The organism is Phyllobacterium sp. TAF24, from assembly GCF_052113785.1.
Taxonomy (GTDB): Bacteria; Pseudomonadota; Alphaproteobacteria; order Rhizobiales; family Rhizobiaceae; genus Phyllobacterium.
Map to the genome: position 1 here is coordinate 98,842 of NZ_JBFRDN010000016.1, position 25,709 is coordinate 124,550.

A 25,709-nucleotide genomic window follows, 5' to 3' on the forward strand; every position below is an offset into this window, starting at 1 on the left:
TCACACCACTTGCGCTCTAATTATGCAAGCGTATAAATACTCCAGATGCAATTTTTACGAGAGAGCAGTCGATGAGCGCATTCGGTTCCCAGTCCATGGCCCTTCCCCTGAAACGCGTCATCATGCGCATGCCTGACCGCGTTATGGCTGGTGCCGAGCGTGACGTCTGGCATTATGGCCCGCAATTTGATCCGCGCCGCGCGTCGGAACAGCATCGTGTGTTCGCCGATCTTGTGGCTCAATCGGGTGCTGACATTACCTGGATCAGAGATGGCAATGATGGATTGTCGGATTCCATATTCACGCACGATCCCTCTCTCGTCACCGACAAGGGTGCAATCCTTCTGCGCATGGGCAAGCCCCTGCGCCTTGATGAAACCGATCTTCATCACGAAACCTATAGCCAGATGGATGTGCCGGTTCTTGGCCGCATTGTCGCGCCGGGTACGGTTGAAGGCGGTGATTGCGTCTGGGTCGACAGCAAGACACTGGCCATTGGCCGCGGCGTGCGCACCAATCAATCCGGTATCGAGCAGATGGCCGCCATTCTTGAGCCGCTTGGCGTGACTGTTCTCGGCTTTGACCTGCCGCTGTGGCAGGGCGAAGAGGCCTGTTTGCACCTGATGTCCATCATCTCGCCGCTGGCTGAAGACCTTGCTCTTGTCCATCTGCCCCTGCTGCCAGCCGCCTTCTATCAGTTACTGAAAGAGCGCGGCATTCGCCTCATCGCAGCGCCGGAAGAAGAATTTGCCGCCAGCAACGGCCTTAACCTCAACGTGCTGCCAACCGCGCCCTATGAAGTCATCGCGGTGGCGGGCTTTGAGAAGACCAAGGCGGCTATGGAAGCCGCTGGTTGCACCGTCACAACCTTCGAAGCCGATGCATTGTGCATTGCCTGCGAAGGCGGTCCCACCTGCCTCACCCGTCCGGTCTTCCGGCAATGAAGACACAATCGGCCACACGCAAAACCTTTCGCCGTGAAGGCGAGGACAAGCGCCGCGAGGATCTGATCGCCGCAACGCTTGAATGTGTGGCCGAGCGCGGACTTGCCGGTGCCACCGTGCGCGAAATCGCCCAGAGGGCCGATGTAACAGCCGGGCTGATCCGCTATTACTTTCCCACCAAGGATGATCTGATTGGCGCTGCCTATCGCGCCGTCATGAACCGCATGACGGTGCAGGCCAGCGATGCCCTGCACAATGCCGCCGCTGATCCCCGCTCGCGCCTACAGGCCTTTGTTACCGCCAACCTTGGCGAACCGATCATGGACCCGCACAATCTGTCGCTATGGGCAGGTTTCATTGCCCTTGTTCATGCGGACCCTGCCATGGCCGCCGCGCACCGCGACGGCTATCTCGGTTTTCGCGACGAGCTGGAAATCCTGATCCGCGAGGCCCTTATTGCATCGAAAAAACCGGCGGAACCTATTCATACCCGCCGCCATGCTATCGCCATCAATGCGATCATCGATGGATTGTGGCTGGAAGGCTGTCTTGCCGGCGATATTTTCGCCGATGGGGAATTGGCTGAAACCGGCATTGCCGCTATTGAAGCCGTACTTGGAATCTCACTTCACACTCAAGGAGCCGAATGATGCGCTATGCGTCTTTGACCGACCGTCTGGCCGGACTGGGATCGGATAAATGGGCCGTGCATATCCGTGCGCGTGAAATGCAACGCGCTGGCCAGGAGATCATCGAGCTGACCATCGGCGAACCTGACATTCCAACCCCGACTGACATGCTTGAGGTGGCCGAGCGCGCTATGCGTGCAGGGCGTACCGGCTATTCCAACGGTCGCGGCGAACCCGCTGTTCTTGCTGCACTTTCGGCCAAATATACCGCGCGCACGGGCCGGGCTATCGGGCCTGAACACATCATGTGTTTTCCCGGAACCCAGACGGCACTGTCGCTTGTCATGCTCGGTCTTGCCGAAGAAGGCGACGAGATCATCACCGGCGATCCGCTCTATGCCACCTATGACGGCGTTGTCCGCGCAACTGGCGCAACACGGGTTTCCGTTCCCCTGCGCCCCGAAAACGGCTTTCGCATGCAGGCTGCCGATCTGGAAAAGGTCATCACACCGAAATCCCGCGTTCTCCTGCTCAACACGCCGCACAATCCAACCGGCGCCGTGCTGAGCGAGAAGGAAGTGGCTGAAATTGGCGAAGTCTGCCGCAAGCACGATCTGTGGATTGTTTCTGATGAAGTCTATGAACTGCTGATTTTTGACGGCAAGTTTGCCTCGCCGCTTGACCGGCCGGAACTCGCCGACCGGACGATCGCCGTTGCCTCCATTTCCAAATCCCATGCCGCGCCGGGTTTCCGCAGCGGCTGGTGTGTCGGCCCGGCAGAGTTCACCCAGAAACTTCTGCCCCTATCGGAATCCCTGTTGTTTGGCGTCCAGCCCTTTATCGCGGATATGACCGCCTATGCGCTTGGCCAGCCCTCGGCAGCAGCGGCAACCATGCGCGAAAGCTATTCCCGCCGCGCGCAATTGATCTCGAAGCGACTTGACGGGATTGCTGGTATCGGTGCCGACATGCCACAGGCGGGCATGTTCATCCTCGCCGATATTCGCGCAACGGGTCTGAGCGGCAATGATTTCGCCATGCGACTTCTCGAAGAAGAACATGTAGCGGTCATGCCGGGCGAATCCTTCGGCGACAATCTGGCCGGTTATCTGCGCCTTAGCCTCAGCGTCGCCGACGACAAGATAGACGCTGCCTGCGCCGGTATTGTCCGCCTTGCCTCCCGCCTCCAGCAACGGAAATCCGCATGACAACGGTTGGTGAAGCCCTCGTCCATCTGCTCGAATCCTACGATGTCGATACGGTTTTCGGCATTCCCGGTGTTCATACGATAGAACTCTATCGCGGCCTTGCCGCCTCAAAAATACGCCATATCACGCCGCGGCATGAGCAAGGCGCGGGTTTCATGGCCGACGGCTATGCACGGGCAACCGGCAAGCCCGGCGTCGCTTTCGTCATTACCGGCCCCGGCATCACCAATACCATCACCGCCATGGGACAGGCCCGTGCCGATTCCATTCCGATGCTGGTGATCTCGGGTGTCAATCAGCGCGAATCCCTTGGCCAAGGCATGGGCTTCCTGCATGAACTACCCAATCAGCGCGCCATGCTGCAAACGGTTGCGATGTTCTCGCATCGTATTGAAACAGCGGATGAATTGCCGATTGTGCTTGCCCGCGCCTTTGCGTTGTTTGCCTCGCGGCGTCCCGGCCCTGTTCATATCGAGATACCGCTGGATGTGATGGCGCTGCCACTGGATGGTGCAACCCGCCAGCTATCGGATGCACCTATTCCGCAGGCATCGGCGGAAACCATGGCTGAACTAACCCGCCAGTGCCTTGGCGCTGAACGACCGGTTATCCTGATTGGCGGCGGTGCTAGAAGCGCTGCAGCAGAACTAAAGGAATTGGCGGAAAAGCTGGATGCGCCTGTGGTGGCAACCACCAATGCACGCGGCATTCTGCACAATCACCCACTGCTGATCCCGGCCAGCGCCAGCCTCACCGCTGTACGCAAGCTTCTCGCTGAAAGCGATCTGGTGATCGCCATCGGCACCGAAATGGGACCAACAGACTACGACATGTATGGCGATGGCGGTTTTCCGGAACTGAAACGCCTTGTACGCATCGACATCGATGCGGGCCAGCTTGATCGCCGCCCGGCTTTCATGCCCATCGAGGCATCGGCGCAGGAGACTGTCAGATTACTGGCAGCCACATTGCCCGCGCGGCGCAATACCAAGTCGGGTGAAGACCGCGCGCTGGCTACCCGCGATGCGGCATGGGCGGAAATCGGCCCGAGAACGCAGAGCCATGTGCGCTTTCTCAATATTTTGCGCGACACATTGCCGGATTCATTGATCGTGGGCGATTCCACCCAGGCCATCTATTCCGGCAATCTCTATTACGATCATGATCGTGTTGGTGGCTGGTTCAATGCGGCAACCGGCTTTGGTGCCCTCGGTTTTGGCCCACCTGCTGCTATTGGCGCAGCGCTCGGCAAGCCCGAGACATCAACGATCTGCATCGTCGGTGACGGCGGCTTTCAATTTGTGCTGGGAGAACTCGGCGCGGCAGTCGATGAAAAAACGCCTGTGATTTTCGTCGTCTGGAACAATCAGGGCTATCAGGAAATCGAACGCGCCATGCGCGACGTGCACATCAACCCGGTTGGCGTGCGCCCATCAGCGCCCAATTATCTCAAAATCGCCGAGGCCTATGGCGTGGCTTCCATCAAACTGCAAACATTGGGCGAACTACCCGCTGCACTGCTGACAGCCAAGGCGAGCGGAAATCCATATCTGATTGAAATTGATGAAACATTGATCGGTTGATGGCGTCTAGTGGAGCGGTTTTGTCATTCGCACCCGAGCGAATGTCAAATTCAAGCTCCACTTTGCCATCAACCTTTTCTACCTGTTACGGCCGGTGGATTGTCTTGACCTCAAGAAAGTCCTCAAGCCCGAACTTGCCACCTTCACGGCCATTGCCTGACTGCTTGTAGCCACCGAACGGGCTACCATAACGATGCGCACCGCCATTGATATGCACCATGCCCGCTTTCAGCTTTGAGGCAACGCGTTCGGCCCGCTTGGCATCACCTGTCTGCACATAGGCGGCAAGGCCATAAGGTGTATCATTGGCGATGGAAATCGCTTCTTCCTCCGTATCAAAAGGAATGAGCGAGAGCACCGGGCCAAACACTTCCTCGCGAGCAATGCGCATATCGTTGCGCACGTCGGCAAAGATCGTCGGGCGGACGAAATAGCCGGTTTCATAACCTTCCGGCTTGCCTGCACCGCCCACCAGCACGCGAGCGCCTTCCGCAATACCAGCTTCGATCAGGCTTTGTACGCGGCCATACTGGATATGGCTGACGAGCGGACCGATATGGTCGCCATCCTCCTGCGGATCGCCGACGCGCGCTTCCTTGCCCGTGGCTTCGGCAATCTTCACCGCCTTGTCATAGACGGACCGCTGTACCAGCATGCGCGTTGGCGCATCGCAGGATTGGCCGCTATTGTTGAAACATTCAAGCACGCTGCCCGCAACACGGTCTTCCAGATCGGCATCCTCAAACACAATGTTTGGCGATTTGCCGCCAAGTTCGAGCGTCACGCGCTTGACGGTTTCCGCCGCATCCTTGCTGACCGCGATACCGGCGCGGGTGGAGCCGGTGAAGGACATCATGTCGACGTCCTTGTGCTTGGACAGCGCCGCGCCAACCGTTGCGCCATCGCCATTGACGAGGTTGAACGTACCGGCCGGAAAACCCGCCTCATGCACCATCTCGGCATAAAGCAGCGCGTTGAGCGGGGTGAACTCGCTTGGTTTGAGCACGCAGGTGCTGCCCGTTGCCAGCGCCGGAATAACTTTTAGCGCAATCTGGTTTACCGGCCAGTTCCATGGCGTGATCAGGCCGCAAACGCCGATGGGTTCGCGCACCAGAAGGTCGCCATTTGGTAATTCCTCGCGCATGTGCAGGACCTTCAGAGCATCGATAAAGCCCTGAAGATGACCAACGCCGACATCGGCCTGCTGCTGCGTGCTCATAGTAATCGGTGCGCCGAGTTCCGCCGTGATGGTTTGCGCCATCTCGTCATAGCGGCGTTTGTAGATATCGAGCAGCTTTTCCAGAAGCGCCAGCCGTTCCTCGACGGATGTCTGGCTATAGGTCTGAAAAGCTTTCTTCGCCGCCGCCACTGCGCGATCGATATCCGCTGGTGTTCCCATGGAAATGATCGCAATGGGCTTTTCCGTTGCCGGATTGATCACTTCAAGATCATTGGCCACAAGAGGAGGCACCCATTCACCGTTGATATAGAAATCCCGCTTGATGAGCATATTTGCCTCCGCTTGAATACTGGTCGTTCTGCAAATGGTATGGGGCTTTTGGTTTGGATGCCAGATACAAAAACGACGGAAAGTGTGAACACTTACCTCTCTGTATCCTCTTCGTCGTCCTAAAGCGGCCCTCTCTCCATCATTCTCGCCATTCTCTCTCCGTCATCCTCGGGCTTGACCCGAGGACCCATGACAAAGAAGAAACGATATTCACGACATCGAACTGTGAAAGGGAAATATTACTCGTCATCAACGGTGGGTCCTCGGGTCAAGCCCGAGGATGACGGAGAGAGATGGGCGCTTTAGGATGATGGAGAGATGGTTGCTTTAGGATAATGGCGAGATGTGCAACTCATGCACACACTCAATCCGCTGATCGCAACAGCGCCTGTGCCATGCAGTGAATGCCACCGCCGGTTTTGGAGATCTCGCTCATATCAACCGCCGCCACTTCAAATCCGCGTGCGCGCAATTTATCGATCAGCGTCTTGCTGGATGTCGGCGCGATGATCCGGTCCTTGCCGAGCGACATGAAATTGCAGCCCAGATTCATCGTATCCTGAAACGGCACATCGATGATCTCGTGGCCTTTGGATTTCAGCCACTCGACGATGCCGGGCTCGGTGCAGGCAAGACACACCGCTGTCAGTTTCGGTGCGATTGGCACCACCATCAGATCGATATGCACGTAATACTCGTCGATGAAGGCAAGCCGCGTCTCCCAACCCTCCTTGCGGAACCATTCTTCCACCTGCCGGGCGCCCTCCTCCTGCGTGCGCGCACCGCCGCAGCCGATGAGAACACATCCCTCTTCGATCACATTGAAATCGCCGCCCTCAAAGGTACCCGCTGTCACCATGTCGTAGATCGGAATACCGAGCTTTTCATAGGTGCGGATGGCGGCATAGTTTTCGCCGCGCCGCCACCAGTTGGCCATGGCGGTGATGACGGCGCCGTAGGGCGTCATCACACTGGAATCGCGTGAGTAGACCTGCATCGGCAATTCCGGCTCCGGCTCATGCCAATGGATGTTGACGCCGAAATGTTCATAGGCCGCGACCAGTTCCTTGTGCTGCGCCTGTGCGGTCTGAATATTGCATGGTGCTTCACGCAGATGTTTGCGCGACAGCGAGCTTGTCGCCATGTGCCGCAGAAATGCCGGAGACCCCAGCAGCACATCGGTCAGCGGATCGGTTTCATTGCGAAAACCCCAGCCTTTCAGCGGTGCGGTGCCCCCATTTGGATTGCGGCGCTTGAGTGTGAAGGCGTCGGCTTCAAAGCCCTGTTCATGACGTGTCATTGGTCCTGTCTCCTCATCAGGGGCGTGTGGGTATCCACCACTCCCGCCCACGTGCAGTGGTCACATATTCCGGCCAGCGGAAATGAATCGGCGGTTCGTAATCGCAAAGCGGCGCGATCCAGTTCGAACCACCAATGCCGCCGCCGGTGCGTTGGATAAACTCATCCTTTGCGCTTCTGCGGGCATCGCCGTCCTCAAGCAGGCGCAGGGCAGTCAGCGCCACGGTCTTGGCGGCGGCGATCACCATAGGATCGATTGTTTCCGGGATACCGCCCAGCGCATTCATCACCCAGCCCGGATAGGCAAAGCCCTTCGGTGCCTTCAATGCGGGACGCGCTACATAGAAGCGCACTGTTGGCGCATGCCATGTCATATCCGTGTAATCGTCGGAGGTGGAGTTGATCTGGGATGGCGGCAGGTCACGGCGCAGGATTGCTTCAGCATCCCTTGGCGCGATCAATGTCTCGCACTCGTCAAGGAAAGGATCAAGCATCGGCTCGATCCCGGCATTGACCTGAATTTCCCGCGCCACTGCCTTTGCCGCCTCGTTCCAGCGCGGCGCACCGACTGTCTGCAGGGCATCCCATGTGATTTCTGCCATGGCATGATTGGCAAGGCCGGGGCGTGACTTGCACACCCAATGCCGCTCCACCCGGCAGCCGGTCATTGCGGCCGCATGTTCGGCATTGCGGTCAAGCACTGATGTCACCTGCTCGGCCATGGCGATGGTTGGCACGCGCATCATGTACTGAATTTCGGCGAGCCCAGCGGGAAGATTGTCAGCAGTTGCCTGCCCGGCGGTCAGAATTGCCTCGCTGATCGACCAGCCGCCCTGATGCGGCAGCATGGAATCGCGCAGGGCTTTTGACGCCATATACATCATCATCAGCGCATCATTGGCACCGGGTGCCCGCACCGCCGAATGGGATTGCGGGATCGGCGCGCCATCGCTGAGGCCCCAACTTTGAGGCTGATCGCAGACAAAGCGATAAATCATCGAATAGGCTGCGCCGCAATGTGTGTCCCAACGCACCGTATTGCACAGCGGCAGCATGTAGAACGGATGGAACGAGATCATTCCATCCAGCCCATCATAATAGCCCTTAGCAGCGTGAATGGGCTTTGAGCCGCGCACTTTTTCCGCCGGTTCGCCGGTAAAGCGCAATGTCCCTGCTATGCCGTGCTTTTCCATGGCAGCTTTCGTTGCCAGCAGACCGCCGAGACTGGATATACCGAGCCCCGAATGCGGGTCGGTGTGGCCGCCTGCATGTTCGTTCAAACCGGGCCTTGGCCGCTGGACCGTCGCCGCGTCCTGACAGTTGCCGGGCACCGCATCATATTCCGCATACATGCCAATGGTTGGGGATTTGCCCGTAGTACCTGCCCGGTTGGTCCAATGCGCACAGAATGCCGTTGGCATACCGCCTGAACCAATTTCGACGTCAAAACCCTCACGGCGCAGCAGCGTCACATACCATTCTGCCGATTGATATTCGCGCCAGGCAGTTTCGCCGAAATCAAAAATGGTGCGGGTCCATGCCGAGAGATCAGCTTGGCGCTTTTCGACAAAATCCAGCGCTGTGGTTCCTGCTGTTGTTGTCACGATCCATCTCCCGTTGCGGCGAGATAATCATCTGGAAGGCGGGACAAAAAGTGATATGTTTTTTCAAAACGTGCAAATTCTATTCACCTCATCACTGGAATCCCGTTCATGCGCATTCCCTCCACCCAAGCCCTGCGGTCCCTTGAAAGCTTTGCCCGGCATGGCAGCGTCTGGCGCGCGGCGGATGAGCTGCATCTCACCCGCAGTGCCGTCAGCCATCAATTGCGCCTGCTGGAGCGCGATCTCGGCTTTGAACTGTTGCAGCGCGATGGCAAAGGTGTTGCCCTCACCCCACGCGGGCGCAAATATGCCAATGATGTGCGCAAAGCGCTGATTGTCATTGACGATGCCGGTGGCAGGCAAAACCCTGCCGGTGTGAGCGGTTCGCTGTGCATCAGTTCGACGGCGGGCTTTGCCTCGCTGTGGCTGTGTACCCACATTGCCGAGTTTCAGGAGAAATATCCTGAGGTATCGCTGCGCATCGTCACCCCGCGCAAACTGGATGATGTGACGKATTCCTCTGTCGATATTTTTATAGCCTTCGGAGATGGGAACTGGCCCAACCGCGCGGTGGAACTGCTGTGTGAGGTGGAGTTCACGCCACTGTGCAGCCCCGTCCTGCTCAACAAAATCGGTGGCATCGCCGAACCAAAAGACCTGTTGCGCGCGCCTCTCCTGCATCTGGGCGATTTTGAGGATTGGACCCGCTGGATGGCGCTGGCCAATGTGGAAAACCCTGATTCCGAGCGCGGCATCATCTTTTCCGATATGAATCTTGTCTATTCGGCTGCCATTACGGCGCAGGGTGTCGCCATGGGCGATGAACTCACCTGCCGCAAAGCCATGAAGGCAGGTCAACTCATCCGTCCGTTTGACCTTGGCATCAAGTCGCCGAAATCCTATTTCCTCGTCACTGATTTCGCCAAAGTCGAGCATCCTGCCCAGTTGGCGTTCACGGAATGGCTGAAATCGCGCCTGTCGCAAACACGCAACACTTAGACACCCAAACGCTGTTTTCTCATATTGGCGTGAATTTCGTTCACGTATCGCGGCAATATATTTCAATTGTCGTCACCGCAGATTGTGCCTAGGCTTTCCCAAAAAGCAGGGGAAAGAGGTCTATCAATGCCTCAAGGCATACAACTGGGCGACGCAAAGGCCGCCGAGATCAAGGCTGTATCTGTTGGCAAGACATTCGGTGCATTCCGTGCGCTGAAAGACCTGTCGCTCGACATCGGACGCGGCGAATTTTTGACCCTTCTCGGCCCTTCCGGTTCGGGCAAGACGACCTTCCTGATGATCCTTGCCGGGTTTACCGCGCCCAGCGAAGGCCGGTTGATGATGGATGGTAAGGACATCACGGATGTGCCCGCCGAAGAGCGCTCCTACGGGATGGTGTTTCAGGGCTATGCGCTGTTTCCGCATCTTAACGTCGAACAGAACATCGCCTTTCCGCTCAAAGTGCGCGGCCGTTCCTCCGCCGATATCAAGCGACGGGTCGGCGAGATGATCGAACGCGTTGGTCTTGTGGGGCATGAGAAAAAACTACCAACAAAGCTTTCCGGTGGCCAGCAACAGCGTGTGGCGCTTGCCCGTGCGCTGGCGTTTGAACCATCGGTGCTTTTGCTGGATGAACCATTCTCCGCGCTCGACAAGAATTTGCGCGAGATGATGCAGGAGGAAGCCAAACGCCTGCATCAGGAAACCGGTACGACATTTGTTTTCGTCACCCATGATCAGTCTGAGGCGCTCGCCCTCTCCTCTCGGGTTGCGATTTTCAATCATGGCGAGTTGTTGCAGGTCGGACGCCCGCAGGACGTCTATGAGCGTCCGGCCAATCGTTTTGTGGCGGAGTTTCTCGGCGAGATCAATCTTTTGCCGCTCGGGGCACTCAGGCTGGATGGTGACAAGGCGGCGGGACAGTTTGAGGACCGCACGATTGTGCTCAGCCAGACAGGGCCACAAATCGGCCCGAACGCGGTTGCCGCCGTGCGCCCGGAGCATATGACCATCGCCGCCACGCAGCCAAACCCTGATCATAACGCCATCGCCTGCCGGATCGAGGATGCAACCTATCTCGGCGCAGTGACCAAATATCACCTGAAAACCCGCACCGGCACATCCATCGCCGTGTCGATGCCAACAGCTGCAACCACAGGCTTTGCCCATCGCTCTGACGTCTGGGTGTCATGGCCCACAGAACAGGGATTTTTGCTACCGCAGCAAGGATAAGCACACCGCATCCGGAATGTGACAATAACAATCCAAGGGGAACACAATGGATCACGCATTTCAAAAAGACTGTCTGGAAATACTGGCCGACAAGGTGGAACGGGGCGAGATAAGCCGCCGCCGCTTCACCCAGATGGCCGCCATGCTGCTTGCAGGCGCGCCTGCCCTGCTGCGCTCCAACCGCGCTTTGGCCCAATCAAAAGATCTGGTTCTGGTCAATTGGGGCGGCGACGCCATGACTGCCTATGACAAGGCCTACGGTCAGCCATTCGCCAAGGAGAGCGGTATCGCCGTGAAGATGGATGGTTCCGGCCCGACGGAAGGCGCTATTACCGCGCAGTTCAAGAGCGGTAAACCCAGTTGGGACCTGATGGATATCGATCCCTTCTCCGGTATTACCCTGGGCAAACAGGGCATGCTTGAACCCATCGACTATACTATTGTTGACAAGAGCAAGATGCGCCCCGGCTTTGGCTGGGATCATGCGGCTTCTACCTATTTCTTCTCCTATATCATCGCCTATGATTCATCGAAATTCGGCGATCAGGTGCCAACGGGCATGGCGGACTTTTTCGACGTAAAGAAATTTCCCGGTAAACGCTCACTCTACAAATGGGGCTCGGCCATGTGGGAAGCCGCATTGATGGCCGATGGTGTCGCTCCGGAAAAGCTTTATCCGCTCGATCTGAAGCGCGCCCATGACAAGCTCGCGGCGTTCAAGGAAAACGTCGTGGCCTATTGGGGTGGCGGTGCGGAAAGCCAGTCTGTCCTCATGGATGGTGAAGCTTCCATGGCGCTGATCTGGTCAACGCGTGCGCAACTGCTCGAACAGGATTCTGGCGGCAATATCAAATTTGTCTGGGATCAGGGGCTGATTTCCCCCGGCGCACTGGCTGTGATGAAGAACAATCCCGGCGGCAAGGACAATGCGATGAAGTTTATTGCCAGTGCCCAGACGCCCGAGCGGCAATTGCAGATGTTCGAACTGCTCGGACAAGGTCCCGCCAATCCGGCCACTGACGCGCTTATTCCGGCGGATAAAAAACGGGTCAATTGCGTCGATCCGGCCAATATGACCAAGCAAATCCCGCTCAACATGGAATGGTATGCGGAGCACTATGCCTCGGCTTTCGATGAGTACACCAAAGTCATCTCGGCGTGATCAAACACAGTGCGGAGGTTTTCCAATCTCCGCACGCTCGTATCTGTTTCCAGTGAAGGATGCTGAATGACCGGAAAGTCGGTTTTGCCCAGAACGATATTGCTGCTTGCGCCGCTGCTGCTGTTTCTCGGGCTCGCTTATGTCGTGCCGTTTCTCGGTGTTATCAGGTGGAGCGTAACGCTGCCGGAACCGGGGCTTGGGCAGTACCGTGCAGTGCTCACCGATCCTCTGGTCCAATCCGTCTTCATCCGCACCTTGCGCATTTGTCTCATAGTCACGGCTGCGGCGCTCATCATGGCCTATGCCATTGCCTATGTCTGGGTGCGCGGAACACCGACACAGCGCATGCTGGCGGAATTCTGCATTCTCGTGCCGTTCTGGATTTCCGTTCTAACGCGGGCTTTCGGCTGGCTCGCATTGCTGTCCAATCGCGGCCTGATCAATACATGGCTACAGGCAGCCGGGATTATCAGCGAGCCGCTGGCGCTTGCCCGCAATGAATTCGGTGTCATCGTCGGCATGACGCATTTTCTCATCCCTTTTGCTGTCTTTCCCATAGCATCCGCCATGCGCAGCATTGATGAGCGCGTGCTTTTGGCCGCCCGTGGCATGGGCGCATCGCGCAGCCGCATTTTCTGGAGCGTGTTTGTGCCTCTCACCTATGGCGGTCTGATCGGCGCGGCACTGATTGTTTTCGTATTCGCGCTTGGCTTTTTCGTTACTCCGGCCATTCTCGGCGGCGGGCGCAGCGTCATGGTGGCGGAGCTGGTTTATCTCAGGATTTTCCAAAGCCCGGACTGGGGTCTTGGTGCGGCGATCAGTGTCGTGCTTGTGATCTTCATCGGCATCCTGCTCGCCCTGATGCGGCGCTTCATCAAACCTGCGCATCTGGTGGGCTGAGCCATGCAATCATCACGCCCCGGTCCCATCCTGCTCATTATCGCCACTGCCGTTGCGCTGTTCCTGCTGATGCCACTTCTGGCTGTCGTGCCCGTATCCTTCACGCCGCAGCGGTTTTTGTCGATGCCAAATGGCGTGCTGTCGCTGCGGCATTATCAGGCGCTCATCGATAATCCCGCTTGGGGGCAAAGCGTCTTGCTCAGCCTGCGCATCGGTATTCTCTCCAGCGCCATCGCAACAGTGCTGGCCACCATGTTCGGGCTTGGCATCTGGATGTTTCAACCGCGCTTTTCCGCGCTGCTGATCGGTTTTGTTCTCCTGCCGCTGATCGTACCGCCCGTGGTGTCAGCCATGACGCTGTATTTCCTGATGACCACCCTTTCCGCTTTCAACAGCTTTATCGGCTATGACACATGGATCGGCGTTGCGCTTGCCCATGCGGTGATGATCACACCTTTTGCCGTGGTTCTTATTCTGGTGGCGCTGTTTCAGGTGGACCGGCGCATTGACCTTGCCGCGCGTGGTCTTGGCGCGAACCTTACCACGCGCGCCTTTCGCATCATCATTCCCAATATTAAGTTCGGTATTGCCACCGCGGCGCTGCTTTCCTTTGTGCTGTCGTGGGAGGAGATCGGCGTCACCCTGTTCATCACCAGCGTCAACGCCATTACCCTGCCACGTCTGATGTGGATGGGCCTGCGCGACAATATTGATCCTGCCATCGCCGCTATTTCCGTGCTTCTGATCATCGTGACCGCCGTCATTCTGGCTTTAAGGATTTTCATCGAACGGCGCGGGGCATCGGAGACGAAATGACAGCAGATGATATTGTGGCCGCGCTTGAAGCGATTACCGGCGCTGGGGGCGTCAAAACCGGTGAGGCCTTGYGAGCTGTCCATCCCGGTTCCGATGAGCATAATCTCAATGCCGATCTGATGGTCATCCCGCACACAGCGGGTCAAGTTGTAGAAATCCTAAATTTTTGCAACCAAAACGCGATATCAGTTGTACCCCATGGCGGGCGCACCAGTCTTGCCGGTGGTGCTGTGTCGGCCAAAGGCGAAATCATCCTTTCGCTGGCCGCGCTCAACCGCATTGAATCCATTGAAGCGGCGGCAGGAACTGCCATTGTCCAATGCGGCGTCACCCTGCAAGCCTTGCAGGAAGAAGCTGCCAAGGTGAAACTGACCACGGGCATCGATATTCCGTCACGCGGCAGTGCCACCATCGGCGGCATGATTTCCACCAATGCGGGGGGCATGGAGGCCTTTCGGCAGGGTGTCATGCGCCAGCGGGTGCTGGGGCTTGAGGTGGTTCTGCCTGATGGCTCCATCATGAGCGACCTTGCGCAAGTGACCAAGAGCAATGAGGGTTATGATCTGAAACAGCTCTTCATCGGGGCGGAAGGCACGCTCGGCATTGTCACCCGCGCCGTTATCAAGCTCGCTCCGGTTGATGAATTCACGGCCACGGCGCTCGTCGCCTGTGCATCCGCCAGCAAAGCCGTCTCGCTGTTTCAGGCACTGCGGCACAATCGCTCGGTCACTCTCCTGCGCACTGAGTTCATGGGTGAGCGCTATTTCCGCGTTGCCGTCGAAGCACTCGGGCCGGCATCGCTCGCAGCGTTCACCGAGGCACCCGTCTATCTCATTGTCGAGACAGAAGGGCCTGACCAGCAGAGAGCGCAATCGACGCTGGAAGACGCGCTGGGTATGGCCATAGAAAATGAACTGGTGCTCGACGCGATCATTGCCCAGAGCGGCAAAGAGCGGAACGACATCTGGAATATCCGCGAAGACAGCAATGTCATCACCCGCGCCTACCCGTATGGATACTGGTTCGATATTTCTGTGCCGTTGCAGCATATCGATGCTTATCTCAGGCAGTTTGAAGCGGGTGTCGCCGCGCTTGGTCCTGATGTAAAAGGCTTTGCCTTCGGTCATCTCGGGGATGGCAACCTGCATATTTGTGTCGCCGGGGAGAACGGCAATCCTGACAAGGACGCAGTTAAATCGGTCGTCTATGCCAATCTGCGTGAGATGGGTGGCTCCTTCTCCGCCGAGCACGGAATAGGCCTTGAAAAAAAGCCGGAACTGCACGCGCTTGTTGATCCGGTAAAGCTTTCGCTGATGCGGGCAATCAAGCGGATAATCGATCCACGCAACATCATGAATCCGGGGAAAGTTGTTGATGTTTCCTAGCAATACATCTATTTTGCGTGGTTCGTGGTTGGACATGACAACCATGAGGGAGATACCTCTTCCCGTCATCCTCGGGCTTGACCCGAGGACCCACGCAAATGACAACAAAACAAGCGCTCCATCTTCATGGATCCTCAGGTCAAGCCCGAGGATGACGGAGATTGGTGGATGTGAGGAGGCAAAATCGGCRGCGTCTGCGATTAGCGTTGCATCCCCACTCTCCCTCATGGTTGTTATGTCGAACCACGAACCACGCCCCCTCACCCCAAACCCCAAAACAACCATGTCGCAGTCAACAAAGCATGTGGCGCGTTCCGGCTTCTTGACCACCCTAAGCAGGGTTATCGTTTGCCCATGGTCCAGCCTTTTTTCTATCGGCATTATCAGGAYCGGGTGCAGCTTCAGCGTCCGGTGCGTGGGTGGATGACCATCTCCAAGACAGATATCAAAAACCAATAAAAGGGGTTCTCACATGAAGACATTATTGATAAGCGGCGTCATGGCATTCACCCTGCTGGGTGCAGCGGGTGCTGCATCAGCCGCCGAATGCGGCGATGTGACGATTGCCAGCATGAACTGGCAGTCGGCGGAGGTACTCGCCAATCTCGACAAGATCATTCTCAACCAGGGTTATGGCTGCAATGCCGATATTGTTCAGGGTGATACGATCCCGACGCTGACCTCCATGACCGAAAAGGGCCAGCCTGATATCGCCCCTGAAGGCTGGGTGGATTTCATGCGTGATATCCTCGACAAGGCTGTTGCTGATGGCAAGCTTGTTTACACGGGCAAGTCGTTGTCAGACGGCGGTGTTCAGGGCTGGTGGGTCCCGAAATATCTGGTTGATGCCCATCCTGATATCAAGACCATTGACGATGCGCTGAAACATCCGGAACTGTTCCCGGCACCGGAAGATGCATCCAAGGGCGCTGTCTTCAACGGCCCTCCCGGCTGGGGCGGCACATTGGCAACCACCCAGTTCTTCAAAGCTTATGACGCGGAAAAGAAGGGTTTTACACTGGTTGATACGGGCTCGGCTGCCGGGCTCGATGGTTCTCTCGCCAAAGCCTATGAACGCAAACAGGGCTGGGTTGGTTACTATTGGGAACCGACTGCCCTTCTCGGCAAATATCAGATGGTCAAGCTCGACCATGGCGTGCCTTTTGACGCCAAAGAGTGGAAGCGCTGCAACACCGTCGCCGATTGCGCAGACCCGAAGAAGAACGCCTGGGAACTGGCCGAGGTGGATACGGTCGTCACCAAGAAGTTCAGCGAACGTTCCGGTCCTGTGATGGATTACCTGAAGGCTCGTTCGTGGTCCAACAAGACAGTCAACGAGCTTCTGGCATGGATGACTGACAATCAGGCCACCGGCGAAGATGGCGCGAAATATTTCCTCAAGAACCACGAGGATATCTGGACTAAATGGGTCAGCGCCGATGTCGCAACGAAGGTAAAAGCTTCGTTGAAGTGAGTAGTGAGTAGTGAGTAGTGAGTATCTCCCCTCTATTGGGGAGATACAATAATTTGGTATCGCTTTTCCGCTGATTGATACGGATATTGAGTGTGGTTCGTGGTTCGACAAGCTCACCATGAGGGAGAGTGAGGATGCAACGCTAATCGCAAAGATTGCAGCACAAATGTAGCAAAACTTGACTCCCTTTCATCACCCCTCTCCCTCATGGTGAGCTTGTYGAACCACGAACCACGCGCTCCACAACGGATAAAAACTGAACCGCTCTGCGCGCTACACTCGAAAACGCATCAGAACCTGATCGCGTAACGCAAGCCATCATAGATTGCAGCGTGAATGTTGCGGGCATGAACGGCATCGCCAATACGCAACAGATCGAACTGCCCGTCAGCCTGCCGCTGCGGGAAAATGGCACCCCCATTGACCAGACGATCATAATCCACCGCGCCGCCATTGCGCGATAGTGGTTTTAATTCACGGTAGAGATCATCGATCGGCAAAGTACCGTGTTCGACCACCACCTGATCCACCAGCCGCTCCTCGCGATATTCAGGATCAAAATCCGAACCCAGAACAGCGACAAGCTGGTTGCCATTGCGGGTAACGCTCACCAGCCGCGTATTGATTGTCACCCGCACACCATGTTGCTGGAAGGTCCGCATATAGGGCACATGATTCATGCCACCCATTTCAGGCGCAAAGAATCGCTCCGGGCTGACGAGTTCAAGTTTCGAGCCAGCGCGCGCGATCATCTCCGCTGCGCTCATGCCCTGATGTCCGCCATTATCATCATAAAGCAGGATATTTTCGCCAGGCTTCACCGCGCCTGCCAAAATATCCCAGCTTGACGTGACCAGTTCATCGCCCGCCTGCAGCGGCGGATTTTGCGGCAAGCCGCCCGTTGCGATCACCACCACGTCTGGGGCAAGGTCAAGAACATCACCACTTTCCGCCCAGACATTATAGCGCATGGAAACGCCAAGCCGGTCCAGTTCCTCAAGACGCCAGTCGATAATGCCGATCATTTCCTTGCGCCGTGGGTTCTGCGCCGCGAGCCTGACCTGCCCACCCGCCTGATCCGATGCTTCCAGCACGGTCACGCTATGGCCGCCTTCTGCCGCAACGCGCGCCACTTCCAGTCCTGCGGGTCCTGCACCAACGACAACAATGTTGCGGCTGTCTTTGGCCTTGGCTATGGCGTGCGGCATGGTGCCTTCACGCCCCGTCGCCGCATTGTGGATGCATAGCGCCTCTCCGCCCTCATAAATGCGGTCAAGACAATAGGTTGCCCCGACACAGGGCCGGATACGATGTTCTTCACCTGCCTCAATCTTGCGGACAATGTGCGGATCGGCAATATGCGCCCGGGTCATACCAACCATGTCGAGCTTTCCCTCGGCAATGGCATGGCGCGCGGTGGCAACATCGGCAATACGCGCCGCATGGAAAACCGGAAATTTGGTTTCCTGCCTGACCTCTCCGGCAAAATCGAGATGCGGCGAAGACCGCATGCCCTGAATGGGAATGACGCCATTGAGCGCCGCATCCGTATCGATATGGCCGCGAATAATGTTGAGAAAATCGAACTTGCCCGATGCTGCAAGACGCCGTGCAATCTCCACGCCTTCCTGCCGTGGGAGCCCCTGCTCCCAGTCCTCATCAGCCACCATGCGGATACCGACGATAAAATCCGGGCCCACGGACCGTCGCACCGCATCGATGACAGCCCAGGTGAAACGCAGACGATTATCAAGCGAGCCGCCATATTCATCGTCACGCCGGTTGGTGGCGGGTGACCAGAAACCGTCCATCAGATGACCGTAAGCCTCAAACTCGATGCCATCGAGCCCCGCCGCCTGCATACGCTGCGCCGCCGCTGCATAATCGGCAATGATCCGCTCGATATCCCAATCCTCAGCTTCTTTCGGAAAAGCCCGGTGGGCGGGTTCGCGCACGGGGGATGCGGAGACGACGGGGAGCCAATCGGCCTTGTTCCAGCTAGTGCGGCGGCCAAGATGTGTCAGCTGGATCATGACGGCGGCGCCGTGTTCATGACAATCGTCGGCAAGCTCACGCAGCCATGGCACGATCTCGTCCTTATAGGCATGAAGATTGCCGAATGCCGGTGGAGATTCCCGCGAGACAACAGCCGACCCCGCCGTCATCGTCAGGGCGATACCGCCTTTTGCTTTCTCCGCATGGTAGAGCCGGTAACGTGTTTTCGGCATTCCATCTTCCGAATAAGCCGGCTCGTGACTGGTCGACATCAGGCGGTTTTTCAGCCTCAGATGTTTAAGCTGATAGGGCTGCAGAAGCGGATCGTCATGTGAGGACAATAGTATCGGTTCCCGTTGTTTTCATGATCCTACAACAGGTGCCAGTCCGCATGTTTCTCCCGCGCGACCTATTGTGGTGTGGATTCGTCATATGAATTTCATCTTGCAATCAACCTCACCCAGTTTCGCTCCCTATAAATTGGAATCGAAAGGGCCTTCGAAATTCACAACCGCTTGATTGGAAAAAAATTCTCTAAATTCGGGGGAAACCCATGCGTCTAGAAAATAGATGAAAAAACCTCATGCCTCAATTTCCCGTAGATGCACTCGAAAAATGATGGATGTTCCGATGATCAGCGAAATTACCTGCCCCGAAAACAAGAGCACCCTTTGCACTGAAATCATGAGCGGATTGCCGGAATGGTTCGAAGAACCGGCAGGCATCAGCGCATGCGCCAAACTGGTAATGGACCTGCCCGTACTGGCAAGTGTGGAGCAAGATATCTGCAACGGATTTATCGCCCTGAAATATCACCCGCCGGCAGCCGCAGAAATCTTTGTCATTGCAACGCGCAAGCAATGCCATGGCCGGGGAATCGGTCGATCCCTGTTGCAAGCGGCTGAGGAGCATGCCCGGCAATCCGGCTGCTCCTTGCTCACGGTCAAAACACTCGCGCCACGCGGAAAGCATGAACCGCACCTCGACGATACGCGCGCATTTTACGACAGGAATGGCTTCCTCAAAGCGGAGATCTTCCCTACATTGTGGGCTGAAGGTCATCCTTGCCTCTTTATGGTGAAACCTCTGAACTAATGCAGAGCCCTGCCATCTTTCGACCAAGACTGCTGTTTAGGGAGCGGCTCTAATCCTGAAGTCGGGGGTTTCGAACGGTACTTCTTCATGCTACCGCGAGTTTCCCACGATATGGATGAATCGTGATGCCGCTTGGAATCGCTGCGGCAACCGGTGTATAGGCAGGTCAAACGTGAACTTGCCAAAACTGACAGAAAGATGCGCGGCCACATGACAATAGCCAATTCGCAAAAAATCACTGCGTGGGAAGACATAACCGGGGCCGTCGGCAATTTTCGCCTCGCCGCACTTCTGGGTTGGCAAGATGTGGCCCAGCGCTATCGCCGTTCCAGCGTCGGTGCTTTCTGGCTGACGATCAATATGGGTGTCCTGATTGCGGCTCTGGGATTGGTGTTCGGCACCATTTTCCGCTCCCCCATGTCCGAATTTCTGCCATTCATCTGCGTTGGCCTGATCATGTGGGGCTACTATTCGCAGTTGATCAATGAAGGCTGTGTCAGTTTCATCTCCAATACCGAAACCATGCTGCAGCTACCCTTGCCGTTCTTTACCTATGTCCTGCGGACGTGGTGGCGAAACTCGATCATCCTTTTCCACAACATCATCATTTTTCCCATCGTGCTGCTGATATTCGGGAAATTTATGGGATGGACTTCCCTGCTGGTGATTCCTGCATTCTTCCTCGTATCGCTGAATTTCCTATGGATGATGGTCATTCTCTCGGTCATTTGTACGCGATACCGCGACCTGACACAGATCATTCAGAACATTATGCAGGTTGGCATGTATGTCACGCCAATCATGTGGCAACCGCACCAGTTACCTGCTGATAAGTCCATTCTGTTGCTGGATCTGAACCCATTCTATCACCTGATCAGCGTAATCAGAGAACCGCTTCTTGGACAGATGGGCACCCCGCTTAATTGGGGTGTCGTGATCGGCATGGCCATTATCGGCTGGATCGTCGCGCTGCTTTTCCTGAACCGTTACCGTTCACGCATCACCTATTGGCTGTAAAACGCCACTCTATTCAATTGCGAAGGCAATCATGACCTCAATGATTCTCGAAGACGTCACAGTCGATTTCCCGATCTATAATGCGAAAAGCCGTTCTCTCAAGAACCAGGTGATGAGTCTGGCGACAGGTGGCACCATTGGTTCAAACTCTGAGGGCCACGTGGTTATTCGCGGCCTTGAATCCATCAGTTTAAACCTTAGTGACGGCGAGAGGCTTGGCCTGATCGGACACAATGGCTCCGGCAAAACCACGCTGCTGCGCGTCATGAGCGGCGTTTACTATCCTTCCGGCGGGCGTATTGCAATCAACGGCAAATGCACCTCGTTGATCAACATTTCTCTGGGCATCGATGCGGAAGCAACTGGCCGCGAAAACATTGGTATTCGCGGTGCACTTCTTGGCTTTTCGAAACGCGAGATGGCAGCCAAACAGACCGAGATTGAAGAATTTTCTGAACTCGGCAACTTTCTTGACATGCCTGTTCGTACCTATTCCAGTGGTATGCAGCTTCGCTTGGCATTCTCGATTTCAACAGTCATTCAGCCTGAGATCCTCATCATGGATGAATGGCTGGCTGCTGGCGATGAGAGCTTTCAGAACAAGGCAAATGAACGACTGCATGATCTTGTTAACAAGACCAAGATTTTGATTATCGCAAGCCATTCGAAGGCGCTTCTCGTCAAGAATTGCACGCGCATTGTTTGGCTGGAACATGGTAAGATCAAAATGGATGGAGACGCCCAAACCGTTGCCGATGCGTATTTTGGAAACCAGTAAAGCAAAACACGTTGAGCTGTTGTTTTTGTATTCAACGATCAACCCATCGTTGAATGCATGAAGCCTATACGCCCTTTAAGCGTGATATATGCTTCTGCCATCAGGCGAGCGAAAGCGCCTTGGGGGACTCTTCGCTTCGTTATCCGCAAGTTTGCTGAATCAATCCGGATATTCGGCATATCCGGAACATTCGGCCGCATTGTTGCATTCATGCGTTCCGGAAAATTCGTTACTCTTTTTGCAAACCGCCGCGCGACATTGCTTTCCACTGTTACAAACGAAAACAAGCATCGCCTTTCTTCGTTCTATCCCGGCGAGACCAATCGGCCTGCATCGGAATTTATGACACCACGCGTTTTGATCGTGGCCGAGATGTCGATTCCACAATGCAAGAAATACCGCGTCACGCAAAAGGCCGAGCTGTTTTCGAAGATTGGTATCGAGGCATCAGTGGTTGACTGGACCCACTTTGATGAAGCCCGGACACTGCTACAGACCCATTCAATCGTCATATTTTACCGCGTTCCAGCCGTGCCTGAAGCTATCTTATTGATAAAGGAAGCCAAGCGGCTTGGCATTCACACATTCTGGGAAGTCGATGACCTGATTTTCGATCCGGAAGGATATCTCTCGAACAAAAATATCGAAACTCTGTCGCCGGGAGATCGAAAAGGTGTTCTCGAAGGGATGAGACTTTATCGGGAAGCGCTGCTCCTGTGCGACGAAGGTATTGCGTCCACCAAAGCCCTCGCAAAAGTCATGAGCGAGGTTACGAATAGAAATGCCGTCATTGTGGAGAATGCGCTCGACAGCGACACAATATTAATCGCGGAAAGAATTCGCAAAAATCAGACGGCAACGCCAAAAGAGACCAAGCAGGACATCACAATTGTCTATGGCTCGGGCACCACGACGCACGACATTGATTTTCTGGCGGCCGCTGATGCGCTGTTCTACATTTTGTCGGAACGTTCCAATGTAAAACTCCGGATTATAGGTTCTTTGAATATAGAAAGCCGGTTCGATATTTTCTCTGACCGGATTGAACGATTTTCATTCGTGAGTTTTGATCGCTATCTGGAGCTTGTTGCCGAAGCAGATATTTCAATCGCACCGCTTGAAGATTCAGTTTTCAATGATGCTAAAAGCAATATCAAGTTTCTGGAGGCCTCTGTCCTCGGTGTTCCCTCTGTCTGCTCTCCTGCCGATGCGTTTCGTGCTGCTATCGTTGACGGAGAGAATGGATTTCTTGCATCCGATCCAGCGCAATGGCAGCAAAAACTGCTTCAGCTTGTCGATCAGCCGAATCTTCGCATAAAAATGGCAGAGAGGGCGCTTGAAAGCGTCAATAAGGCCTATGCGCCCGAGCAGATTGCCCACCGGCAACTGGCACCGCTGATAGAGCGCCCCAGCCAGCTTCAGCCTGATGTAATGCGCATCCTCTTTGCGAATGTGTATTTCTCTCCGCAATCGTTTGGTGGAGCGACGATCGTTGCGGAAGAGATGGCTCAAAGGCTTGCCCGGAAAGAGGATGTGGAAATCTACATCTTCACTTCATGGTCGCATGATCATGCTTCAAATTACGATCTGGTTCGTTATAGCGCAAAAGGCGCTACCGTTTTCGCGGCAAAAGTGCCTGTCGTCCGCACTCGCTTGATGGATATCAAAGACGATGACATGGGGCAGGCTTTTGCAGACGTTCTCAAGGCAGTTCAACCCGATATTGTTCAGTTGCATTCGATACAAACGCTCGGGGTCGAACTCGGCGCAGCGTGTAAGGCCGCAGGCATACCCTATGTCATAACGCTACACGACGCCTGGTGGCTGTGTGAACGCCAGTTCATGGTAACAGGCGAAGGCAAATATTGTTTTCAAACGCGCATCGATCCAAACGTTTGTGCAAAATGCGTTCTGGACAAGAATTTTAACGAGCGCCGCACCCGGATCGTTCGCAAAGGTCTTGCAGAGGCTCAGGGCCTCATCTCTCCAAGCAACTACTTTAAACAACTACATATGCAGAACGGGCTGAGCGACGAGCAGATTTTTGTCAATAAAAACGGGGTCAAGTTCCCCTTTCCGACCCTTACGCGCAAACCATCAGACCATATCCGCTTCGGCTACGTCGGCGGATCAACCCCGATCAAGGGCTATGATCTCGTCCGCGAGGCTTTTTCGGCGCTTCCGGAATGTGGCATCGAGCTGGTCATGGTCGATAATACGCTGAACAGTGGCTATAGCAGCGTCAATCTCAAGGGCCTTACTCCTCATAATCCAGTCCGCGTTGTGCCTGCCTATACGCAGGATAGCATCGACGAATTCTTCTCGGGAATTGACGTGCTTTTGTTTCCGTCCCAATGGAAAGAAAGCTTTGGCCTGACGGTACGCGAAGCGCTGCTGCGTGACATCTGGGTGATTGCCACGGATTCCGGCGGCGCCGTAGAAGATCTCGTAGAAGGCGAAAACGGAAACATCATTCCCATTTCGTCCGACAGCTCCCATCTGCGAGCGGCAATGGAAAAAATTATCGATAACCGGGCTGCGCTTTCCAGCTACGTCAATCCATACAAAGATCGCATACAGAGCTTTGATKGGCAGGCAGACGAGCTCTACGATTATCTCCGCTCGCTTCTGCGCGCTGAACAGCAAAGATAGAAAATTCAATTGGGAGCACAAAAGCAAAATGGCAGCCCAAGGGCTGCCATTTTTGTCTTAAATCAATCGCTTGGCGAGAGATTTTGGTGCGGTCGAGAAGACTCGAACTTCCACGTCTTGCGACACAGCGACCTCAACGCTGCGCGTCTACCAATTCCGCCACGACCGCACTGTGGTAGAAGCCGAACGTGTCGGCTCGCGGCATGTAGCAAATCAATTTCAGCTAAACAAGCCCTGTTGGTGTTTAAGGCGAATGTTTTTCGCAAAGCCGTCGAAAAGTTATGTCGCACCCGTCAGACTGGAAATCTTCTAAGAAAAAGTCCATATGCGGCTCACCTTCTGCATCCCGTGTGAATCGGTGCTTTTGGCTGTACGAAACAGTTGCATCGGCTTCAGTTCAATGCGGATGGAGAGAAATTCGAAAATTTGGTTTCCGATCATGAAAAGCAACCGTGACGATCTCGTCTCCGCATTTTTACCCACAGGCGAATCGTCTCCGGTGGAATGGCTGGTTGCTGACGGGCTCACCGACTACGAAACYGCCCTCAGTTTCATGGAAGACCGGGTGGCTGCGATTCGCGCCGGAACGGCACGAGAGCTTGTCTGGCTGGTTGAACATCCACCGCTTTATACGGCAGGCACCAGCGCCAAGGATGGCGATCTGCTCACCGCTGATCGCTTTCCAGTCTATGCGACAGGTCGCGGCGGCGAATATACCTATCATGGCCCCGGCCAGCGGGTTGCCTATGTGATGCTGGACCTCAAAACACGGCGCGAGGACATCAGGGCATTTGTGACGGCGCTGGAGCAATGGATCATTTCCACCCTCGCCTCGTTCAATGTGCGCGGCGAGCGGCGTGAAGATCGCGTCGGGGTGTGGGTGACACGGCCGGAGCGCCCGGCGCTGTCAGATGGCTCTCCAGCCGAAGACAAGATCGCCGCTATCGGCATCCGCCTGCGCAAATGGGTGAGCTTTCATGGCATCTCCATCAATGTGGAACCGAACCTTACGCATTTCGACGGCATTGTTCCCTGCGGCGTGCGTGCGCATGGCGTCACCAGCCTTGTCGATCTGGGGTTGCCGGTGGGGATGGATGATCTTGACCGCGCAATGCGGGAATCATTTGAGGATGTGTTTGGGGCGGTTAAGGGCTAACTCATTTGCATCGAGATTATGCGTGGTTCGTGGTTCGACAAGCTTGTCTGTTAGAGATGGTATAATGTGAAGAGGTCCACGTACCCTTTCCCGGCACGTGGACCGATTGACAGGATGCCGTTTCGACAAGCGGACATTGCAGTCCGATGGTGAGCAAGGCCCTGTCATTCGATGACACCCGAACAGTTGCAAGGGGCACCGACCCCGTATGACAAGCCAGGGAACCTCATCATGACACAGTTTGATCGTTTTGTCGGCATTGATGTGAGC

General features: G+C 55.7%; 20 protein-coding genes and 1 tRNA gene. 16 read left to right on the forward strand and 5 right to left on the reverse strand.

Translation table 11 applies throughout. The features are described 5' to 3' along the window. The first annotated feature begins 71 nt into the window (after positions 1 to 71). From AB4Y96_RS15220 to AB4Y96_RS15235, 4 genes are read left to right on the forward strand one after another with little or no spacing between them, the layout of a single operon-like run. Positions 72 to 944, forward strand: a complete 873-nt coding sequence (locus AB4Y96_RS15220) for a dimethylarginine dimethylaminohydrolase family protein (RefSeq protein ID WP_091884638.1) — start codon at positions 72 to 74, stop codon at positions 942 to 944. Further along, a complete protein-coding gene (locus AB4Y96_RS15225; RefSeq protein WP_091884640.1) occupies positions 941 to 1,594 on the forward strand; it encodes a TetR/AcrR family transcriptional regulator in 654 nt (217 codons plus the stop codon). Before AB4Y96_RS15220 ends, AB4Y96_RS15225 begins: the two co-directional genes overlap by 4 nt. Beyond that, positions 1,594 to 2,781 carry a pyridoxal phosphate-dependent aminotransferase gene (locus tag AB4Y96_RS15230; protein ID WP_091884872.1) on the forward strand — a complete coding sequence of 396 codons (1,188 nt, stop codon included), beginning with the start codon at positions 1,594 to 1,596 and terminating at the stop codon, positions 2,779 to 2,781. Before AB4Y96_RS15225 ends, AB4Y96_RS15230 begins: the two co-directional genes overlap by 1 nt. After that, positions 2,778 to 4,364, forward strand: a complete 1,587-nt coding sequence (locus AB4Y96_RS15235; protein ID WP_441918293.1) for a 5-guanidino-2-oxopentanoate decarboxylase — start codon at positions 2,778 to 2,780, stop codon at positions 4,362 to 4,364. The genes AB4Y96_RS15230 and AB4Y96_RS15235 overlap by 4 nt, the downstream gene beginning before the upstream one ends. 85 nt (positions 4,365 to 4,449) lie before the next feature. Here the strand turns inward: AB4Y96_RS15235 and AB4Y96_RS15240 are convergent, their stop codons facing one another. The 3 genes from AB4Y96_RS15240 to AB4Y96_RS15250 form a co-directional block, all read right to left on the reverse strand. Next, on the reverse strand, positions 4,450 to 5,874 hold the full coding sequence (locus AB4Y96_RS15240) for an aldehyde dehydrogenase family protein (RefSeq protein ID WP_441918294.1): 1,425 nt from the start codon (positions 5,872 to 5,874) through the stop codon (positions 4,450 to 4,452). Positions 5,875 to 6,238: 364 nt separating this feature from the next. Next, positions 6,239 to 7,174: a dimethylarginine dimethylaminohydrolase family protein gene (locus tag AB4Y96_RS15245; RefSeq protein WP_441918295.1), complete on the reverse strand. Its 936-nt coding sequence runs from the start codon at positions 7,172 to 7,174 to the stop codon at positions 6,239 to 6,241. Positions 7,175 to 7,190: 16 nt separating this feature from the next. Next, complete coding sequence (locus AB4Y96_RS15250) at positions 7,191 to 8,777, reverse strand: amidohydrolase (protein WP_441918296.1); 1,587 nt, start codon at positions 8,775 to 8,777, stop codon at positions 7,191 to 7,193. Positions 8,778 to 8,885: 108 nt separating this feature from the next. On the opposite strand from AB4Y96_RS15250, the gene AB4Y96_RS15255 reads away from it, so the two are divergent. The 7 genes from AB4Y96_RS15255 (at position 8,886) to AB4Y96_RS15285 (ending at position 16,746) form a co-directional block, all read left to right on the forward strand. After that, a complete protein-coding gene (locus AB4Y96_RS15255; RefSeq protein ID WP_441918297.1) occupies positions 8,886 to 9,776 on the forward strand; it encodes a LysR substrate-binding domain-containing protein in 891 nt (296 codons plus the stop codon). 126 nt (positions 9,777 to 9,902) lie between these two features. Next, positions 9,903 to 11,009: an ABC transporter ATP-binding protein gene (locus tag AB4Y96_RS15260; RefSeq protein ID WP_441918298.1), complete on the forward strand. Its 1,107-nt coding sequence runs from the start codon at positions 9,903 to 9,905 to the stop codon at positions 11,007 to 11,009. Positions 11,010 to 11,055: 46 nt separating this feature from the next. Next, the gene (locus AB4Y96_RS15265; RefSeq protein WP_441918299.1) at positions 11,056 to 12,171 is read left to right on the forward strand and encodes an ABC transporter substrate-binding protein; all 1,116 of its coding nucleotides are present in this window, start codon (positions 11,056 to 11,058) and stop codon (positions 12,169 to 12,171) included. Between the two features lie 66 nt (positions 12,172 to 12,237). Beyond that, on the forward strand, positions 12,238 to 13,071 hold the full coding sequence (locus AB4Y96_RS15270; protein ID WP_441918300.1) for an ABC transporter permease: 834 nt from the start codon (positions 12,238 to 12,240) through the stop codon (positions 13,069 to 13,071). Positions 13,072 to 13,074: 3 nt separating this feature from the next. After that, a complete protein-coding gene (locus tag AB4Y96_RS15275; RefSeq protein ID WP_091884661.1) occupies positions 13,075 to 13,887 on the forward strand; it encodes an ABC transporter permease in 813 nt (270 codons plus the stop codon). Beyond that, positions 13,884 to 15,272, forward strand: a complete 1,389-nt coding sequence (locus AB4Y96_RS15280) for an FAD-binding oxidoreductase (RefSeq protein WP_441918301.1) — start codon at positions 13,884 to 13,886, stop codon at positions 15,270 to 15,272. The genes AB4Y96_RS15275 and AB4Y96_RS15280 overlap by 4 nt, the downstream gene beginning before the upstream one ends. Positions 15,273 to 15,744: 472 nt before the next feature. After that, on the forward strand, positions 15,745 to 16,746 hold the full coding sequence (locus AB4Y96_RS15285; protein WP_441918302.1) for an ABC transporter substrate-binding protein: 1,002 nt from the start codon (positions 15,745 to 15,747) through the stop codon (positions 16,744 to 16,746). Between the two features lie 290 nt (positions 16,747 to 17,036). Here AB4Y96_RS15285 and AB4Y96_RS15290 read toward each other — a convergent pair whose 3' ends face one another. Further along, entirely contained in the window at positions 17,037 to 19,082 is a 2,046-nt protein-coding gene (locus tag AB4Y96_RS15290) for an oxidoreductase (protein ID WP_441918303.1), read from the reverse strand. Positions 19,083 to 19,371: 289 nt separating this feature from the next. On the opposite strand from AB4Y96_RS15290, the gene AB4Y96_RS15295 reads away from it, so the two are divergent. The 4 genes from AB4Y96_RS15295 to AB4Y96_RS15310 all read left to right on the forward strand — a co-directional run bounded on the left by AB4Y96_RS15295 (position 19,372) and on the right by AB4Y96_RS15310 (position 24,283). Further along, entirely contained in the window at positions 19,372 to 19,836 is a 465-nt protein-coding gene (locus AB4Y96_RS15295) for a GNAT family N-acetyltransferase (protein ID WP_091884875.1), read from the forward strand. 210 nt (positions 19,837 to 20,046) lie between these two features. Next, positions 20,047 to 20,853: an ABC transporter permease gene (locus AB4Y96_RS15300; protein ID WP_441918304.1), complete on the forward strand. Its 807-nt coding sequence runs from the start codon at positions 20,047 to 20,049 to the stop codon at positions 20,851 to 20,853. Between the two features lie 31 nt (positions 20,854 to 20,884). Continuing rightward, the gene (locus AB4Y96_RS15305) at positions 20,885 to 21,631 is read left to right on the forward strand and encodes an ABC transporter ATP-binding protein (RefSeq protein ID WP_091884672.1); all 747 of its coding nucleotides are present in this window, start codon (positions 20,885 to 20,887) and stop codon (positions 21,629 to 21,631) included. Between the two features lie 210 nt (positions 21,632 to 21,841). Further along, entirely contained in the window at positions 21,842 to 24,283 is a 2,442-nt protein-coding gene (locus AB4Y96_RS15310; protein WP_441918305.1) for a glycosyltransferase, read from the forward strand. A gap of 84 nt (positions 24,284 to 24,367) precedes the next feature. On the opposite strand, the gene AB4Y96_RS15315 is transcribed toward AB4Y96_RS15310, so the two are convergent. Then, positions 24,368 to 24,452 (reverse strand) — tRNA-Leu (locus tag AB4Y96_RS15315). Positions 24,453 to 24,722: 270 nt separating this feature from the next. Here AB4Y96_RS15315 and lipB point away from each other — a divergent pair. Beyond that, complete coding sequence (gene lipB, locus AB4Y96_RS15320; RefSeq protein ID WP_441918306.1) at positions 24,723 to 25,439, forward strand: lipoyl(octanoyl) transferase LipB; 717 nt, start codon at positions 24,723 to 24,725, stop codon at positions 25,437 to 25,439. Positions 25,440 to 25,709: the final 270 nt, after the last annotated feature.